The organism is Clostridium sp. UBA871, assembly GCF_002295255.1.
Taxonomy (GTDB): Bacteria; Bacillota; Clostridia; order Clostridiales; family Clostridiaceae; genus Clostridium_J; species Clostridium_J sulfidigenes.
Genome location: NZ_DBFV01000003.1, coordinates 22453 through 40189 on the forward strand (window position 1 = coordinate 22453; position 17737 = coordinate 40189).

General features: G+C 30.6%; 16 protein-coding genes. 15 read left to right on the plus strand and 1 reads right to left on the minus strand.

Going from position 1 to position 17737, the window contains the following annotated elements; translation table 11 throughout:
* The first annotated feature begins 202 nt into the window (after positions 1-202).
* The 15 genes from cwlD (at position 203) to B3086_RS01900 (ending at position 16356) form a co-directional block, all read left to right on the plus strand.
* The gene (gene cwlD / locus B3086_RS01830; RefSeq protein ID WP_346892692.1) at positions 203-862 is read left to right on the plus strand and encodes an N-acetylmuramoyl-L-alanine amidase CwlD; all 660 of its coding nucleotides are present in this window, start codon (positions 203-205) and stop codon (positions 860-862) included.
* Between the two features lie 141 nt (positions 863-1003).
* Positions 1004-1975, plus strand: a complete 972-nt coding sequence (locus B3086_RS01835; RefSeq protein ID WP_346847793.1) for a winged helix-turn-helix domain-containing protein — start codon at positions 1004-1006, stop codon at positions 1973-1975.
* Between the two features lie 17 nt (positions 1976-1992).
* Positions 1993-2406, plus strand: coding sequence for a methylaspartate mutase subunit S (gene glmS, locus B3086_RS01840; RefSeq protein WP_150845891.1), 414 nt, complete (start codon positions 1993-1995; stop codon positions 2404-2406).
* Positions 2407-2478: 72 nt separating this feature from the next.
* Entirely contained in the window at positions 2479-3873 is a 1395-nt protein-coding gene (gene glmL, locus B3086_RS01845; protein WP_346847792.1) for a methylaspartate mutase accessory protein GlmL, read from the plus strand.
* A 21-nt stretch (positions 3874-3894) separates the two neighbouring features.
* A complete protein-coding gene (locus tag B3086_RS01850; protein ID WP_035133368.1) occupies positions 3895-5349 on the plus strand; it encodes a methylaspartate mutase subunit E in 1455 nt (484 codons plus the stop codon).
* Positions 5350-5420: 71 nt separating this feature from the next.
* Positions 5421-6665 carry a methylaspartate ammonia-lyase gene (locus B3086_RS01855; protein WP_035133370.1) on the plus strand — a complete coding sequence of 415 codons (1245 nt, stop codon included), beginning with the start codon at positions 5421-5423 and terminating at the stop codon, positions 6663-6665.
* 161 nt (positions 6666-6826) lie between these two features.
* Positions 6827-7669 carry a fumarate hydratase gene (locus tag B3086_RS01860; protein WP_150845893.1) on the plus strand — a complete coding sequence of 281 codons (843 nt, stop codon included), beginning with the start codon at positions 6827-6829 and terminating at the stop codon, positions 7667-7669.
* Between the two features lie 16 nt (positions 7670-7685).
* On the plus strand, positions 7686-8243 hold the full coding sequence (locus B3086_RS01865; protein ID WP_150845894.1) for a Fe-S-containing hydro-lyase: 558 nt from the start codon (positions 7686-7688) through the stop codon (positions 8241-8243).
* Positions 8244-8267: 24 nt separating this feature from the next.
* The gene (gene citD, locus B3086_RS01870) at positions 8268-8531 is read left to right on the plus strand and encodes a citrate lyase acyl carrier protein (protein WP_150845895.1); all 264 of its coding nucleotides are present in this window, start codon (positions 8268-8270) and stop codon (positions 8529-8531) included.
* 11 nt (positions 8532-8542) lie between these two features.
* Positions 8543-9412: an HpcH/HpaI aldolase/citrate lyase family protein gene (locus tag B3086_RS01875; RefSeq protein ID WP_346847789.1), complete on the plus strand. Its 870-nt coding sequence runs from the start codon at positions 8543-8545 to the stop codon at positions 9410-9412.
* Positions 9413-9436: 24 nt separating this feature from the next.
* Positions 9437-10975, plus strand: coding sequence for a citrate lyase subunit alpha (citF, locus tag B3086_RS01880; protein ID WP_346847788.1), 1539 nt, complete (start codon positions 9437-9439; stop codon positions 10973-10975).
* 129 nt (positions 10976-11104) lie between these two features.
* The gene (locus tag B3086_RS01885; protein WP_346892695.1) at positions 11105-12892 is read left to right on the plus strand and encodes a methyl-accepting chemotaxis protein; all 1788 of its coding nucleotides are present in this window, start codon (positions 11105-11107) and stop codon (positions 12890-12892) included.
* Between the two features lie 389 nt (positions 12893-13281).
* On the plus strand, positions 13282-13836 hold the full coding sequence (locus B3086_RS01890; protein WP_346892697.1) for a sigma-70 family RNA polymerase sigma factor: 555 nt from the start codon (positions 13282-13284) through the stop codon (positions 13834-13836).
* A gap of 17 nt (positions 13837-13853) precedes the next feature.
* Positions 13854-14879 (plus strand): DUF4652 domain-containing protein, encoded by a 1026-nt coding sequence (locus B3086_RS01895; protein ID WP_346847785.1) that lies wholly within the window; start codon positions 13854-13856, stop codon positions 14877-14879.
* 160 nt (positions 14880-15039) lie between these two features.
* Entirely contained in the window at positions 15040-16356 is a 1317-nt protein-coding gene (locus B3086_RS01900) for a tetratricopeptide repeat protein (RefSeq protein WP_346892699.1), read from the plus strand.
* 205 nt (positions 16357-16561) lie between these two features.
* Here B3086_RS01900 and B3086_RS01905 read toward each other — a convergent pair whose 3' ends face one another.
* Entirely contained in the window at positions 16562-17572 is a 1011-nt protein-coding gene (locus B3086_RS01905; RefSeq protein ID WP_346892701.1) for a hypothetical protein, read from the minus strand.
* Positions 17573-17737: the final 165 nt, after the last annotated feature.

Genomic DNA, 17737 nt, shown 5'->3' on the forward strand with positions numbered 1-17737 from the left:
ATTAATAGTTTTTTATAGCTTTTATGTTAAAAACCTTTTGGATAATGTGAATCCAAAAGGTTTTTATTATATAGGTAAAAGAATAATAGTATGAATTTATGAATAAGTATAATTACAGAGTAATAAAAAAAAGGTGGGAGGAACCATTAAGAATACTAAATTAATATCAATACTTACAGTAATTATTTTAGGATTCATATGCATGTCTGTAATTAATGTAAACAATGTGGTTACAACTTATAAAAATGCTGAATCAGAACAAGAAAAAAATAAAACAATACTAATTGATCCAGGACACGGAGGAATAGATGGAGGTGCTTCATCTAAAGATGGAACTACAGAAAAGGATATAAACCTAAACATTGGACTTCTATTAGGGGCAAATTTAAAAAGTCAAGGATATAAGGTTGAATTTACAAGAACAGAGGATATAGGACTTTATACTGAAGGAAAATCAGTAAAAGAGAAAAAATATGAGGACTTAAATAAAAGAGTAAGTTTGAAGGAAGAAACAAAGTGTGACATATTTGTTAGTATACATCTAAATACATTTCCAGAATCATATTGTAAGGGTGCTCAAGTATGGTACTCAAATTATGAAGGAAGCGAAAGGTTAGCAAATATCATGCAAGGTACATTAAAGGATAAATTGGACCAGTCCAATAAGAGAAAAGCAAAGGCTGCAGGCACTCAATATAAAGTATTGAGAGGAAATGATACTATGGCAGGAGTTATTGTAGAGTGCGGATTCCTAAGTAATCCTGAAGAATATCAAAAGTTAAAGGATGAAGAATATCAAAAGAAAATTGCAGATGCGTTAGCTGAATCTATAAGCATTTACTTGAAAGAAGGAGCAAATTAAAGATAAGAGCCTACTTTTTCTATAAAAGGTGGGCTCTTTATAGAATATACAAAAATGTGAAATTGCAAATGATTAGTCCATATGATATTATGATTAAGGATTGGATTAAGCCATTGGTCCAAAGGGTCAGGAGATGAGATTTTGAACATTACAATTGATAAAAAAAATGGGATACCTCTCTATATCCAAGTAAAAAAACAAATAATGCATCTTATAAAAGATGGAACTTTGAGAGTTGGAAGTAAAATGCCGACAGAAAGAGAATTGTCTCAAGAGTTAGTTGTTAGTAGAAATACCATTAGCGCTGCCTATAATGAACTAGAAGCTAAGGGCGTATTAAAATCTATTCGAGGAAAAGGGACTTTCGTAGCAGAAGAAGTAGTATCATGGCAAAGTTATGATAGTAGAAGGAAAATTAATAAATTTGTGGATTTAGCTCTAGAAGAAGCTTTAGAATGCGGTATAGATCCAGATGATTTTTTGGACATAGTAACAAATAGGGTTAGTGAGAAAAAGGATGTTATGAATAAAGTTACTTCAGCATTTGTAGAATGTAATATTGAGCAAGCGAGAATGTTTAGTAAAGAAATAACATCAATAACAAGTATGAATACGATACCATTTACTTTAACAGACTTAGAAAAAATGAGTGACGACACAAAGGACAAGCTTTCGACTTGTGAAGTAATTATATCACCATTTAACCATGTAAATGATGTAGATGGATTTTTAAAAGGCATGAACAAGGAAATACTGGGAGTAGCAGTAAACCCTAATCTAGAATCCATTGTAAGAATCGCTAGACATCCTTCAGAAACAAAGTTTACTTTTATTTGTTTATCTGAAGAGTTTATATTTAAAATTAAGTCGGCACTTGATAATGCAGGTCTTTCAGATTTATCAGTTGAGTATTTTAGTATAACTGAAGAAGCTAAATTAAAACACATAATTGATAAATCGGAGGTACTAATAGTAACTCCAGGTAGATATAAGGATGTTTGTAAGCTCAATCATGAAAATAAAGAGCTTATAGAGTTTTCTTATAACTTAGACTCTACATCAGTGAAGGCACTTAAGTCAAAAATTGTAGAATTAAAGTATCAAAAAAATTAATTCAGGAGGAATTAAAAATGGAAAAGAAGACATTAGTTCTTGGTGTTATTGGAGCAGATTGTCATGCTGTAGGTAACAAAATCATGGATTATGCATTAACAGAAGCAGGGTTTGAAGTCATCAATATTGGGGTGCTATCACCACAAGAAGACTTTATAAATGCTGCAGTGGAAACAAATGCTGATGCAATAATTGTTTCTTCTCTTTATGGACATGGAGAGATTGACTGTAGAGGCTTAAGAGAAAAGTGTGATGAATCAGGATTAAAAGATATCCTTATCTATGTTGGTGGTAACATAGTTGTAGGTAAACAAGATTGGGATGATGTTTATTCAAGATTTAAAGCAATGGGCTTTAATAGAGTTTATCCACCAGGAACAAGTATAGACACTACTATACATGACTTAAAAGAAGATTTAGGAATAGAATAGACAGAAGCACATAAACTAACTAACTAAAGTAGATTTTACTTGGAGTTTTAATAGAGAGCTGGAGTGATTTAAATGAATGCATATTTACTTTTAGACTTTGGTAGTACTTATACCAAATTGACTGCAGTAGATATAGATAATGAAGAAATATTAGCTACAGCAAAGGACATAACAACTATCGAAGATGATATAATGATAGGATTTAATAAAGCTTATGATAAGCTAATGAATAAGCTAGAAGGTAAAGAAGTAAATTTTGTTGAAAAACTTGCTTGTTCATCTGCAGCTGGAGGCTTAAAGATGGTTGCAATTGGGCTTGTGCCAGATCTTACAGCAGAAGCTGCTAAGAGAGCTGCTTTAGGAGCAGGAGCTCGAGTTATAAAAGTATATAGTTATGAATTAACTAAGGACGAAGTATTAGAGATAAAAAATTCTGATGTAGATATAATTCTTTTAGCCGGTGGTACTAATGGAGGAAATAAACAATGTATTCTACATAACGCAAAGATGCTAGTAGATTTAGATGTCAATCTTCCTATAGTTGTTGCTGGAAATAAAAGTGCTAATGATGAGATAAAAGAAATATTTCAAAAGGCTGGGTTCTATTTCAGCATAACAGAAAATGTTATGCCTCAATTAAATGCTTTAAATGTGGAACCAGCAAGAGAAGAAATAAGAAAAGTATTTATGGATAGGATAACTGATGCAAAAGGACTATCCAACGCAGAAAATTATATAAATGGTATACTAATGCCTACACCAGCAGCTGTACTTAAAGCAGCTAGAGTGTTAGGAGAAGGTACTGATGAAGAAGAAGGTATTGGAGACTTAATCATTGTTGATATAGGAGGAGCTACTACTGATGTACACTCTATAGGATATGGAGAGCCAACAAAGGGTGGAGTAAATATGAAGGGGTTAGAGGAACCTTTTGCAAAAAGAACTGTAGAAGGTGACTTAGGTATGAGATATTCAGCTGTGTCTCTTTGGGAAGCTGCAGGTAGTAGAAAGCTTAGATCATATTTAAATGATAAAGATAGAAAAGTACAAATTGAAGAAAGATGTAAATATAGGAATAGCAATATTAAAATGGTACCTGAAACAGATGAAGATATAAAATTTGATGAAGCTATGGCAAAGGCAGCTACAGAACTTTCTATGGAAAGACACTGCGGCACTGTTGAATGCATATATACTCCAATGGGAGCTGTATATAATCAATTAGGAAAAGATCTTATGGATGTAAAATATATGATTGGTACAGGTGGCGTTTTAGTTCATAGTAAACATCCAGGTGAAATATTGAAAGCAGGAACCTTTAATAAAGAAAATGCTACTTCTTTAAGACCTAGAAATCCAAAAACTTTAGTAGATAAAACTTATATATTATCATCAATGGGTTTGTTAGCTCAGGATTATCCTGACAAAGCAATAAGAATAATGAAAAAATATTTAGTGGAAGTGTAAATTACTAGGAGGTAAATTAAAGTGGAACTAAAAAACAAAAAGTGGACCGAGGAAGAGTTTTTTAAGACAAGAGAAGAGGTTTTAGCACAATGGCCAACAGGTAAAGAAGTAGATTTACAGGAGGCTATAGACTACAACAAAAAAATTCCAGCACACAAGAACTTTGCTAAAAAATTAATGGAAGCAAAGGAAGCGGGCATAACATTAGCTCAACCTAGGGCCGGTGTAGCTTTATTAGATAGCCACATAGAATTACTAAACTACTTAGACAAAGAAGGTGGAGCGGATCTTCTACCATCAACAATAGATAGTTACACAAGACAAAATAGATATGAAGAATGTGAAGTTGGGATACAAGAAAGTATAAAAGCTAGAAGATCACTTTTAAATGGATTTCCAGGGGTTAACCACGGGGTTAAAGGATGTAGACAAGTATTTGAATCTGTTAACTTACCATTAGAATCAAGACACGGTACTCCAGATGGTAGATTACTTGCAGAAATTACTCATGCATCAGGTTGGACATCAAATGAAGGTGGCGGTATATCATATAATATACCATATGCTAAAAGTGTTACTCTAGAAAAAACTATTCTTGATTGGCAATATTGTGATAGATTAGTAGGTTTCTATGAAGAGCAAGGTATATCTATTAATAGAGAGCCATTTGGTCCATTAACAGGAACTTTAGTACCACCAAGTACATCTAATGCAGTTGCAATAGTAGAAGCACTACTTGCAGCAGAACAAGGTGTTAAGAATATTACAGTTGGATATGGTCAGTGTGGTAACTTAATACAAGACGTAGCAGCAATTAGAGCACTTGAAGAGCAATGTAGCGATTACTTAAGAGCTTATGGTTATGGTGATGTTTACCTAACAACAGTATTCCATCAATGGATGGGAGGCTTCCCAGCTGATGAAGCTAAGGCTTTTGGTGTTATATCTACTGGAGCAGCAGCTGCAGCATTAGCAGGAGCTACAAAAGTTATAGTTAAAACTCCACATGAAGCTATAGGCATACCAACTAAAGAAGCAAATGCTCAAGGTATAAGAGCAACTAAAATGACTTTAAACTTATTAAAAGGTCAACAAATGCACTTATCTGATGAACTTAGAACTGAAATTGCTATAATTAAAGCTGAAACAAGATGCATGGTAGATAAGTTATACGAAGTAGGAAATGGTGACTTAGCGAAAGGTGCTGTTAAAGGCTTTGATATGGGAGTTATAGATATTCCATTTGCACCAAGTAAATATAACGCTGGTAAAATGATGCCTGCAAGAGATAATAATGGAGCAGTAAGATATCTTAAATTTGGAAATGTTCCATTTACAGCAGAGCTTAAAGCTTTCAATATGAAGAAGCTAGACGAAAGAGGAAAATACGAAAATCGTCCAGTTGGATTCCAAATGACAATAGATGATATATTTGCTGTAGGAAAAGGAAAGCTTGTTGGAAGACCAGAAAAATAACATTTATAATTTATAAGCTAACAATAAACTAATATAAAATTCTTAAATTATAGAAAGCAAGGTGTATTTAAATGAAAATTGTTGATGTAGTATGTTCTGCAGGAAGAACTGGATTTTATTTTGATGACCAAAGAGCAATAAAAGCTGGAGCTGGTCATGATGGATTTACTTATATTGGAGAGCCAGTAACTGAAGGATTTACATCTATAAGACAAGCAGGAGAATCTATATCTGTAATGTTAATACTTGAAGATGGTCAAGTAGCACACGGTGATTGTGCAGCTGTTCAATATTCAGGAGCAGGTGGACGTGATCCATTATTCTTAGCTAAAGATTTCATACCAGTTATAGAAAAGGAAATAGCACCAAAACTTATAGGTAGAGAATTAACTAACTTTAAATGTTTAGCTGAAGAATTTGATAAAATGTTGGTAAATGGAAAAAGACTTCATACAGCTATAAGATATGGAGTAACTCAAGCTATCCTTGATGGTGTAGCAAAAGCTAAAAAAGTTACTATGGCTGAAGTTGTAAGAGATGAATATAATACTGGAGTAGAAATTAATAGAATTCCTATATTTACTCAATCAGGAGATGACAGATACAACAACGCTGATAAGATGATTATCAAGGGAGCAGATGTTTTACCTCATGCTTTAATAAACAATGTAGAAGAGAAATTAGGCTTAAAGGGCGAAAAGCTTCTTGAATATGTTAAGTGGTTAAGTGATAGAGTTTTAAAATTAAGAACTAGTGAAGACTATAACCCAATATTCCATATAGATGTTTATGGAACTATAGGAGTTGCATTTGATTGTGATACAAAAGCAATGGCAGACTACATAGCAACATTGGAAGAGGCTGCTAAACCATTTAAATTAAGAATAGAAGGACCAATGGATGTAGAGCATAGAGAAAGACAAATGGAAGCATTAAAAGAGTTAACAGATGAACTTGATAATAGAAATATCAATGTAGAATTAGTTGCAGATGAATGGTGTAATACTTATGAAGACGTAGCATTCTTTGCAGATAACAACTCAGGACATATGCTCCAAATAAAAACTCCAGATCTTGGAGGAGTAAATAATACAATAGAAGCTATATTGTATTGTAAGAAGAAAAAGGTTGGAGCTTACTGTGGAGGAACATGTAACGAAACAAATAGATCAGCAGAAGTTTGCACTAACATTGCTATGGCTTGTGGAGCAGACCAATGCTTAGCTAAGCCAGGTATGGGTGTTGATGAAGGTTACATGATAGTGAACAATGAAATGAATAGGGTTGTTGCCTTAGTAAATAGAAGAAATAAATAATACATTAGGTATATAGTAAAAAGGCGGTTTAATTAAAACTGCCTTTTTACTTATAATAATTATAAAAATGAGATATATTATTCATGGGATTTAAATTAAACTGTATTAGTGAATTAATATTGAAATAATATATTTAATCAATGAGTTTAGGAGGATTATATATGAGAGAAATTAAAGTTTCACAGATAACAGAAGCTATAAGAAAATTATGTATAGATGCAAATTACTATCTAGGTAGTGATATTAAAAACAGACTTATAAAATCTCATGAGGAAGAAGATTGGGATATTGCAAAGGGAATATTAAACAAAATATTAATCAATGCTGATATAGCTAAAAATGAAGATATGCCTATGTGTCAAGATACTGGTGTGGCATGTGTATTTATAGAAATAGGTCAAGAGGTTCAGGTAGTTGGAGGAGCACTAGAAGATGCAATAAATGAAGGTGTTAGACAAGGATATAAGGATGGCTACCTAAGGAAATCTGTAGTTAAGGATCCTTTAGATAGAGTAAATACAAAGGATAATACTCCAGCTATGATCTACTATAATATAGTTCCAGGAGATAAGCTAAAAATCACTGTAGCACCTAAAGGATTTGGTTCTGAAAATATGAGTCAAATAAAAATGTTAAAACCTTCTGATGGACTTCAAGGTGTTAAAGATTTTATAATAAAAGTAGTTAAGGAAGCAGGTCCAAATCCATGTCCACCAATAATTGTTGGAGTAGGAATTGGAGGAACCTTTGATAAGGCAGCAACAATTGCTAAAAAAGCACTTATTAGATCCATAGATGTAAGAAATGAAAATCCATTCTACGCAGAGTTAGAAGAGGAACTAGTAACTATGATAAATGAACTAGGTATAGGGCCTCAAGGATTTGGTGGGAAAACAACAGCATTAGCTGTAAATATAGAAACATATCCAACTCATATTGCAGGCCTTCCAGTAGCTGTAAATATTAATTGTCATGCTACAAGACATGCAGAAATAGAGCTATAATTAGGGGGTAAGGTTTATGGAAAAGAGAATAACTACACCACTAACAGAAGAAAAGGTAAAAGATTTAAAAGCTGGAGACAGTGTTTTATTAAGTGGAGTTATATACACAGGTAGGGATGCTGCTCATAAGAGGCTTGCAGAACTTTTAGAAAAAGGAGAAGAACTTCCTATAGATGTAAAGGATGCTGTTATATATTATGTAGGGCCAACTCCAGCAAAAGAAGGAATGGCCATAGGTTCAGCAGGACCAACTACTAGTTATAGAATGGATGCATATACACCAGCACTTTTAGACCATGGTTTAAGAGGAATGATTGGTAAAGGATTAAGAAATGCTGAAGTAATAGAATCTATGAAAAAGAATAAAGCTGTATACTTTGGAGCTATAGGTGGAGCTGCAGCCCTTATTGGTAAATGCGTAAAGAAAGCAGAAATAGTGACTTATGAAGATTTAGGAGCTGAAGCTATAAGAAGACTTGAAGTAGAGGATTTACCTATAGTTGTAGTAATAGATTCAGAAGGAAATAATTTATATGAAGTAGGTAGAGAAGCTTACTTAAGTAGTAAAAAATAAGTTTTATAGGTAGAGGTGATTTAGATGGAAATTAATAAAATTTCAAAGGCTGGAACCCTAGAATCCAATGATATATACGTTATAATCATGCCTAACGAAGAGGGCGGAATAGCTATAGAACTTGAGAGTATGGTTATGAAACAATTTGGAGCAGAAATAGAAAGAGCTATTAGAGAAACTTTAGATACTTTACAAGTAAAAAATGCCATTGTCAAAGCTCAAGATAAAGGGGCTCTTGATTATACAATAAGAGCTAGAATTGAAACTGCAGTAAAAAGAGCGCAGTAGGGGGTATAAATATGAAATTAAGAAGAACTATGCTTTTTATGCCTGGAAATAATCCAGGAATGTTACAAGATGCTGCAATCTTAGGTTCAGATTCTATAATTCTTGATTTAGAGGATGCAGTAAGTCTTACAGAAAAAGATAGTGCTAGAATTCTTGTTAGAGAAGCAATTAAAAATGTTGATTATAGTGGAGTAGAGGTGGTAGTTAGAATAAATCCACTTACTACAGAATTTTCAAGTGAGGATATAGAAGTTATTGGAAGAGTTAAGCCAGATGCACTAATGGTTCCAAAGGCAACGGAAGATGAACTTATAGAGATTAGCAGTAGACTTGAAAAAATAGAAAAAGAAGAAGGCTTTGGAGACAAATCTATAAAGTTAATACCAATAGTTGAAAGTGCTTATGGTGTTGAAAATGTATATAGCATTATAAAATCATCAAACAGAATAGTAGCAGTTCTTTTAGGTGGAGAAGATTTAACTTCTGATATGGGAATTAAGAGAACTAAAGAAGGTAGTGAGATATTTTATGCTAGAAACAGGGTAGCTGTGGCTTGTAAGGCTATGAGAGTAGGGGCTATTGATACTCCATTTACAGATACTAATGACTTTGAAGGATTAGAAAAGGATACTCTACTTGCAAAATCCCTTGGAATGACTGGCAAAGCATCAATTAATCCAAGACAAATTGATACAATACACCAAGTATATGCTCCAACTAAAGCGGAGATAATCCATGCTCAAAGGGTATTAGATGCTATGGAAGAAGCTGAAAGAGAAGGTAAGGGAGTATTTTCTCTAGATGGTAAAATGGTAGATGCACCAGTTATAAATAGAGCAAAAACCACTGTGGAATTAAGTAAAAAACTAGGCCTTATTTAATGAGGGGATTGAGGTGATAATAATATGAAGAATGTATTAGGAAGAGAAATTCCGGAGTATATAGATGGATACGGAAATGTAAAGATTTTTGAAGGTGCTTTTAAAAATATGAATCCTTTAAAAAAGGTGTCAGCAAAGATTAAACCTGTAGTTCCTGGAGATGCAAAGTTAGTAAATTCTTTAGAAGAAGTTTTAGATAAAGTGGAAATTAGGGATGGAATGTGTATATCTTTTCACCATCACTTAAGAAATGGGGATTATATTCTTAACATGGTTGTAGAATCCATGGCTAAAAGAGGAATAAAGAATTTAACTGTGGCAGCAAGTTCTATATTTCCAACTCATAAGCCGCTAGTTGCTTATATTGAAGATGGTACTGTATCTAAAATATATGCAAATTATATATCAGGACCTGTAGCAGATGCTATATCACAGGGAAAATTAAAATATCCAGCTATAATGCATACCCATGGTGGAAGATCAAGAGCTATTGAAAGTGGAGATTTACATATCGATATAGCCTTTTTAGCAGCACCTTCTAGTGATATGTATGGTAATATAAATGGACTTACTGGTAAATCTGCTTGTGGCGCTTTAGGATATGCAGTTTCTGATGCAGAATATGCAGACACTGTAATAGCTATTACAGACAACTTAGTGCCATATCCAAACTTCCCAATGGAAATAAACCAAGTTTATGTAGATTATGTAGTTAAGGTAGATTCTATAGGAAATCCAGCAGGAATAGTATCAGGAACTACACAAATTACCAAGGATCCTATAGGCCTTAAAATTGCAAAGAATGCTTTAGATACTATGATAGCGTCAGGACTAGTTAAAGAAGGTATGTCATTTCAAACAGGAGCTGGAGGAATATCTCTAGCTGTAGCTGCAGAGCTTAGAGAATATATGAAGAAGAATGAAATCAAAGGTAGCTTTGCATCTGGTGGAATAACTGGTTATATTGTAGATATGTTTGAAGAAGGATTATTCCAAAGTTTACTAGATGTACAATGTTTTGATTTAAAGGCAGTAGAGTCTTGTGCTAAAAATGAAAAACATATAAATATGTCAGCTTCTATGTATGGAAATGCTCATAACAAGGGAGCTGTAGTAAATAACTTAGATATAGTAATACTTGGAGCAACAGAAATAGATACAAACTTTAATGTAAATGTTACTACTGCTTCAGATGGAACTATAATGGGGGGGTCTGGTGGTCATGCAGACACCGCAGCAGGCTCTAAACTTACTATAATAGTAACAAAACTAACTAAGGCAAGGTTACCAATAATAAAGGATAAGTTAACTACTATAACTACTCCAGGCGAAACTATTGATGTAATAGTAACTGAAAGAGGAATAGCTGTTAACCCTAAGAGGGTTGATTTAATTGAAAAATTAAAAGAAGCAAACCTTAATGTGGTAACTATAGAGGAATTAAAGGAAATAGCTGAAAAAATAACAGGTACTCCTAAAGCAATAGAATTATCTAAGGATATAGTTGCAGTTGTAGAATATAGGGATGGAACTGTTATAGATGTAGTTAGAAAAACATTATAAATAAAATAACACCTGTCTAAGATATTTTATTCTTAGATAGGCGTTATTTTTTTGTGTTAAATCTTGGTTAGGAAGTTTAAATTTTCTTAATATATGTACAAAATTATTTGGCAATAAGTTAAATTTATATTGTTAAATAAAATAGGAAAGAGTGATGAAATAATGTGGCCTAAAGAAAAATTAAAATTCAATAGAATATTTAAGAAAAAGTTTAACATCAAGACCAGATTAATTTTAGCTTTATCAGTATTAAGCATTAGTACAATAATATTTGGAGTATATTCTATATTTCAAATGATGAAATTACATAATAGTATAGAAGGTATATCAAGTATATATGGTGGTAAAATTCAAAAGTCAGATGAACTTAGTTATCATGTTTTAAATTTTAGAACTAAAGAATATGGATATATAATGGAGACATTTTCAGAAGAAAAAAATAGAATAGAACAAGAAATGAAAGAATCAAAAGGAAATATACAATTAATTTTAGAGGATTATTTTAATTATTGTGATAGCAATAGTGAAAAAAAGGATATTGAAAATATACAAGAAAAACTTAAAGTTTACTTAGAGGTTAACAATGAAGTTATAGAAATAAATAAAAAAAATAAAGAAATGAGAAATGTTTTAACTTTAATTAAGGGAAAATCTAAAAATCAATTTGATGAATTGATAAGCTCTATTGATGAACTTAAACAAAAGAATTTAATTTATTTAGACAGTATAAATAAAGAAGCTAATGAACGTTATAAAATAGTATTAATTACATTTATAGGCGTAACTTTTGGAATAATTTTATTTACTATTGTAGTGTGTATATATTTAACAATTTCAATTGTATATCCATTAAATAGATTAAAGGGGAAGATAAATGAATTAGTAAATAAAGGTGGTGATTTAACTCAAGATATAATTGTTGAGTCAGGAGATGAAATAGGAGAATTATCACAAGCTATCAATGTGTTTATGAATAATATAAGAAAGATAATAGTGGAAGTTAATAATTCCTCAGATAATGTTTTAAGCTCTTCTAGGGATACAGCTAGGTATATAAAAGAGCTTCATATGAATGCAGAAAGAACAACGAATACTGTAGATGAAATTTCCATGGCCATTGAGGAAGCGGCAGTAAACTCTAATGAGGTTAGTGGTTTATCTTTAGGAGTAGAGAGTTTTATAAATGATATAACCCATAAGGCTAAAGAAGGAGAGAAAACTGCAATAGATATTAGAGGGAGGGCTAATGAATTAAAAGACAATGTGGAGGTATCTAACAAGAAGGCACTTCAAATATTAGAAGAAACAAAGAAAAATCTCATAGAAGCTTTGGAAAAATCTAAATCCGTCAGTGAGATAGAAAATTTATCAGGATCAATATTAGATATTGCAAATCAAACAAATTTACTAGCTTTAAATGCATCTATAGAAGCAGCTAGAGCGGGTGAGTACGGTAAAGGCTTTACTGTGGTTGCAAATGAAGTTAGAAATTTAGCGGAACATTCAAGAGTTACCGTAGAAAATATGCAACAGGTAATTAAAAATGTTAAGGAATCTGTAGATACTCTATCTATAAGCTCCAATAAGATTTTAAAATTTATAGATGATATAATAATTAAAGACTATAAAAAAATGTACATCATAGGGGAACAATATAATAGAGATTCTATAATTATAAATGAGTTAACAGAAAGATTTAGTCACATGGCAAAAGAATTAAAGGCTGTTGTATCTACTATAACAAGTTCCATGGTAAATATAAGTGAAACAGTAAATAAAGGATCAACAGGTATAGTTGAAGTTGTAGAAAAGACCAGTTGTTTATACATCAATATTGGAGAGATAGAAAATCAGATGTTGCGAAATGAAGAAAGTGCTAGGGGATTAAAAGTGATTATATCTAAATTTACAATATAAGTTATATAATAAAGTTTTCATTATAAATTATTAATGAAGACTTTTTTTATATTGCAATTAGAATTTATATTACAATACAAAATGGGGAATAAAGATTTTATTTACAGTGCTACTATGATAACATATAAGGAGAAAGTAAATTATTTACTTAGGAGGTTTTTCAATGTCTAAGTTAAAAGATCCTTTTAAGAATGTATGAAAAAGAGAATATAATGGAGGCAAGTATGCCTATAATACCACATTAATAGCAGGAATTATAATAATAAGTATGTTATTTATTATATTAATTTGTCTGTCCTAATATTATAATAAAATTTTTAGTCAACTTATTAATAAAGTAAACTTTATTAAATTAATATCGTATTATTTATATAAAGAGAGGGAAGAAGATGAAAGAATCGCAAGGAAGAGCTCCTGTAGAAGATGCCATTCTTGTAAGCAATGTATTAAAGGGAGACGTAGATAGTTTTCAAGTTATAGTCGAGAAATATCAGCTTAATATACTTAGATTTATTTATGGAATGATAAAACAGAAGGAAGCAAGTGAGGATATTACTCAAGAGGTATTTATAACTGTATATAATAAATTAGATATGTATAATAATAAATATAGTTTTATAAATTGGGTTTTGCAGATTGCAAAAAATAAAACCGTAGATTATATGAGGAAATATAGAAAGGTTTATGAAAGTGATATTGATGAAGCATATAATATATCATCTTCTGAGATGGGACCGGAAGAATCTTTAGAATATTTAGAAGTAAAAGAAAATGTAAATAAATATATAAAAACTCTAGATCAAGTTGATAAGCAAATATTAAATTTAAGGTATTCTCAGAATTTAACTTTTAGAGATATAGGTGAAACTCTAGATATTACAGAAACTACTGTGAAAAGGAGATACTATAAAGTAAGAGATGGATTCAAAGTCTTTTGCAAGTAAGGTTAGGAGGAGTCACAATGAAATGTAGTCAGTTCAAAGATAAGTTAACAGAATATATTGAAGAAAATTTGTCAGCCGAAGCAGATGAAGAAATGAGGAGTCACCTTTTAACCTGCCAAAGTTGTAAAGATGATTATGACAAAGAAGTTTTAGAATATAAAACTTTTAAAGAGGCCTTTTCTTATGAAAACATTAACTTTAAAAACTCTACAGAAAAAATAATGGAGAGTATAGATAAAAATAAATATACAAGGGGGAGAAGAGGAATGAAAAGAAAATACAAAGGAGCATTAGCTATTGCAGCTGCATTTTTATTAGGGGTTATAGTTACTCCTGTAGCTATGAAATTAATGGATGGTAAAGAAATATTTTCAGCAGCCTCATCAGGAAAGGAAGAGAATTCTACTAAGCAAGAAAATATAGTTAAATCTGAAATTGCAGAAGAAAACAACAGTAACGAACCTATAGAAAGCGTTCCAGAGACATCATCAAATGAAGAAAAGACTAGTGATGATATAAAGAAATCAGTAAATGTGAATATTGTTGACTTATATAGTAAAGCGGAAGTGACTATGTCTAAGGAGTTAACTTTTAATACACCATTTATAGCTACAGAAGATGGTAAATATGAAGCTAGTATAGAAGGTAAAGGAGAAAAGGCTATAGAAGAGGGAATAGGTATACTTTATGTAAAAGATACGTCTACAAATAAGATGTATGAGTATACTGCAATAGAGAAAAAAAGTCAGCAATCACCACTATCAATAAGTTGGTATGATGACACTCATCTTATGATAGTTCATGGTTTAGGATATGGAACATTAGTTAATGGTGAACGTATTATAATCGTAGATGTAACAACAGGTGAACAAATGCTTATAGCTACGGCTAAGGATAAAGAGCGGTTTGTATCTATAACAAGAAAAGATGATAGCTTAATATTAAAATATGTTCTTTATTTAGATGACATGATGAATGATAAAGAAGACAAATCTAAAACTTTTGACAATTATATTCTTGGAGATGTAATAGAAATAGAATAAGATAGTGTATTGCAACTAAAGGTTGCAATACCTTTTTTCTTATTCATAGTTATTGATAATAAAACTAGTAACATGATAAAATTAGTTGTAAAAAGATATATAGGAATAGATACTATAAAATATATAATAAGTTATAAAATAAAATATAAGTGGTGAAGTGATGGTTAATATAAATAAGACTTATAAAAAGGCAATGGATTTTTATTGTGATGGAAGATTAGATAAAGCATTAAATTATTGTGATAGGGTATTAAACAAAGATAGAAGTCATTCTCCTACATTGAATTTAAAGGGACTAATATATTATATTCGTGGACAATTAGAAGAAGCAAAGACTCTTTGGAAGTTAAGCTATAAATTAAATGGAGATATGGTATCTAAAAAGTATTTAGATGATTCTAGACATGATGAAGGGGATATATATATATTTAGTCAAGGTGTACATCTATTTAATGAATTTAAGGTAAAAGATGCTTTAAGGTGTTTTCTAAAGTGTGAAAGTTCCCATTTTAACAGTATAAATCTTTGGAAATACATAGCTAAGTGCCATATGCAATTAGGGCAGCATAATAAAGCTGTTAAATATATAGAGGATATTTTAACTATTGATAAACATAATCCAGAAGCTTTAAGCTTAAAAAAGCAGTTAATAGAATTAAATTTTATACCCAAAGAGACTAGGGTAAAATTTAAGAAGTTTATGGTGGTATTAGGAACAAGTATAGTTGCAGTGTGTATTGTATTATTAATAGGCATTGGAATATTTAAAGGATACAACAAAACTCATCAATGGTTACAAATCAAACAAGAAAAAAAGAATGAAGCAATTAATAAGGATAAAACAAATTTAGACAATTTCCAAGGAAATAGTGAAAAAATAGAGGGGAATTCTCATAAAGAATCAGAAAGTGATGAAATTAAAAAAGAAATACAAAAAAATGAGAGTTCTAATATTGAAAATGAAAGTTTTAATGTAAGTACATTAAAATCCTACGTAAAAGCGAAAGACTATGAAAACATTATTAAATACATAGAAAAATATGATATAGAAAGTTTAAGTATAAATGATAGGAACATAGCTCAAAATGCAGTAACTTTAATAAAGGAAAAAGGAGTATTGTCCTTATATGAAAACGGAGTTAGTTATATTGCAGATAAGAGATATGATAATGCGATAAAGAACTTCACCTTAGTTTATAAATATAGTGAGGGTATGTATCTAAATGAACATATACTATTTATGATGGCCAGTTCCTATGAAGGTTTAGAAGATATAGAAAATGCAAATAAGTATTATGAGATATATGTAGACAAGTATGAAAAAAATGGTTCATATATAGAACAATGTCTTTACTCTCTAGCAATAAATAATGAGGGAATAGATAAAGAAAAGTCAAAAAAATATGCTAAAATTCTTACTAATAGATTTAGCAAATCAGAATATAACAATAGTAGGATAAAGGCTATATTAAAATAGAACCTATTTATAGTTCTACCATAAATAGAGAGAATGGGCTACTTTATAGCTCCATTCTCTCTATTTTTATTTTAAAGTTATTAGACTTCTATTCTAGTAGGATTAACTCTATTAAGGGTATCTATGTGATATGGAGATACGATAATGATGTTACAGAAAAGTAAAAGAATCAAAATGAATTTTTTCATATAATTCATCTCCTTTTTCAGTAATTGCTATTTAGGTTATTATACTCCTTAGTAAAATTTTTATACATTTTTTCTATTTTATCATAGGCTTCATTACTTGAAGCATAAAGTGAGTCCATAAAATCTTCTCTTACATCCTTACTATCTCTACGAACTTTTTCAGTTAAAATAGCATACTTAATTTCATATAAGTAGTCATTATATGAAGATACAACTTCCGTAAAATCTTTATATAGTGATGAAAAATCATCAGGTATAGACATTTGAGATAAAATGTTTTGTACTGAAGCTAATTTTTTAGAAGTATCATCTATATTAGAAATTAAAAGTTCATAGGTCATATTGCCACTACGACATTTTAAGACATCTTCATAGAAGTTATATTTTAAGCTATCTAGTGATATAACTAGCTCTCTTAAAGTATGAATAAATTTAGTAATATCTGATGATTTTAAATCAGATATTTTCTTTAAATTATTAGAAGATATACAATAGTCTATAGTTGAATCAATTACTGAATACATAGGAACACCTAAATCATAATTATAATTTTTTTTTAGCTTGATTAAGTCATAATAGTTTTCTGTAGCATCTCTGAAGGCTTTTAAATTATTAACTGCTAGCTGAATATCACTTCCATTAGGATTTTTCAGCATTGCTTCAAGTTGCTCTATAATGAGAATATTTTCATTTAGGCCCTTAGATAAATTTTCATAATTTTCTGGTGAGATTACTTCTTTAGCAGAAGGGTTTGAATTTAAATCTATAGATATATCTATCAAGTCAGCTTTCATTTTGGTTAAAACACTAAGAGCTTTTTCAACATCTATATTATTATCTATTAGGATTTTACAGCTATTATTAACCTTCCATATAGATTTCATAGTGTTAGAAATATATCTTTCTTCTTTGTTAAAAGAAAACTTACTAAAAAAACCATAACTCATAAAAAACAAAATTATACCTATAATAAAAAAGCATAAATATTTCATTACTATGTTGTCTATTTTAATTTTTTTTCCACTCACTTACAGCATCCCCCTTTGTATTTGTAAAAAATATATTATAATTCTTTATATTAAAGTTAAAACTAAAATATTCGTAGTTATTAACATTTATTTAATTAAAATATTTTTGGTCTAAAAATTAAAATTTATATTACAAATAGAAGTATTGGTGTATAATTAAAATAG

Bases quoted from the DNA above. Each gene is read 5' to 3' on its own strand.
- cwlD (WP_346892692.1), top strand. From the start codon at position 203: ATGTCTGTAATTAATGTAAACAATGTGGTTACAACTTATAAAAATGCT.
- glmS (WP_150845891.1), top strand. From the start codon at position 1,993: ATGGAAAAGAAGACATTAGTTCTTGGTGTTATTGGAGCAGATTGTCAT.
- glmL (WP_346847792.1), top strand. From the start codon at position 2,479: ATGAATGCATATTTACTTTTAGACTTTGGTAGTACTTATACCAAATTG.
- B3086_RS01855 (WP_035133370.1), top strand. From the start codon at position 5,421: ATGAAAATTGTTGATGTAGTATGTTCTGCAGGAAGAACTGGATTTTAT.
- B3086_RS01860 (WP_150845893.1), top strand. From the start codon at position 6,827: ATGAGAGAAATTAAAGTTTCACAGATAACAGAAGCTATAAGAAAATTA.
- B3086_RS01865 (WP_150845894.1), top strand. From the start codon at position 7,686: ATGGAAAAGAGAATAACTACACCACTAACAGAAGAAAAGGTAAAAGAT.
- citD (WP_150845895.1), top strand. From the start codon at position 8,268: ATGGAAATTAATAAAATTTCAAAGGCTGGAACCCTAGAATCCAATGAT.
- B3086_RS01875 (WP_346847789.1), top strand. From the start codon at position 8,543: ATGAAATTAAGAAGAACTATGCTTTTTATGCCTGGAAATAATCCAGGA.
- citF (WP_346847788.1), top strand. From the start codon at position 9,437: ATGAAGAATGTATTAGGAAGAGAAATTCCGGAGTATATAGATGGATAC.
- B3086_RS01890 (WP_346892697.1), top strand. From the start codon at position 13,282: ATGAAAGAATCGCAAGGAAGAGCTCCTGTAGAAGATGCCATTCTTGTA.
- B3086_RS01895 (WP_346847785.1), top strand. From the start codon at position 13,854: ATGAAATGTAGTCAGTTCAAAGATAAGTTAACAGAATATATTGAAGAA.
- B3086_RS01900 (WP_346892699.1), top strand. From the start codon at position 15,040: ATGGTTAATATAAATAAGACTTATAAAAAGGCAATGGATTTTTATTGT.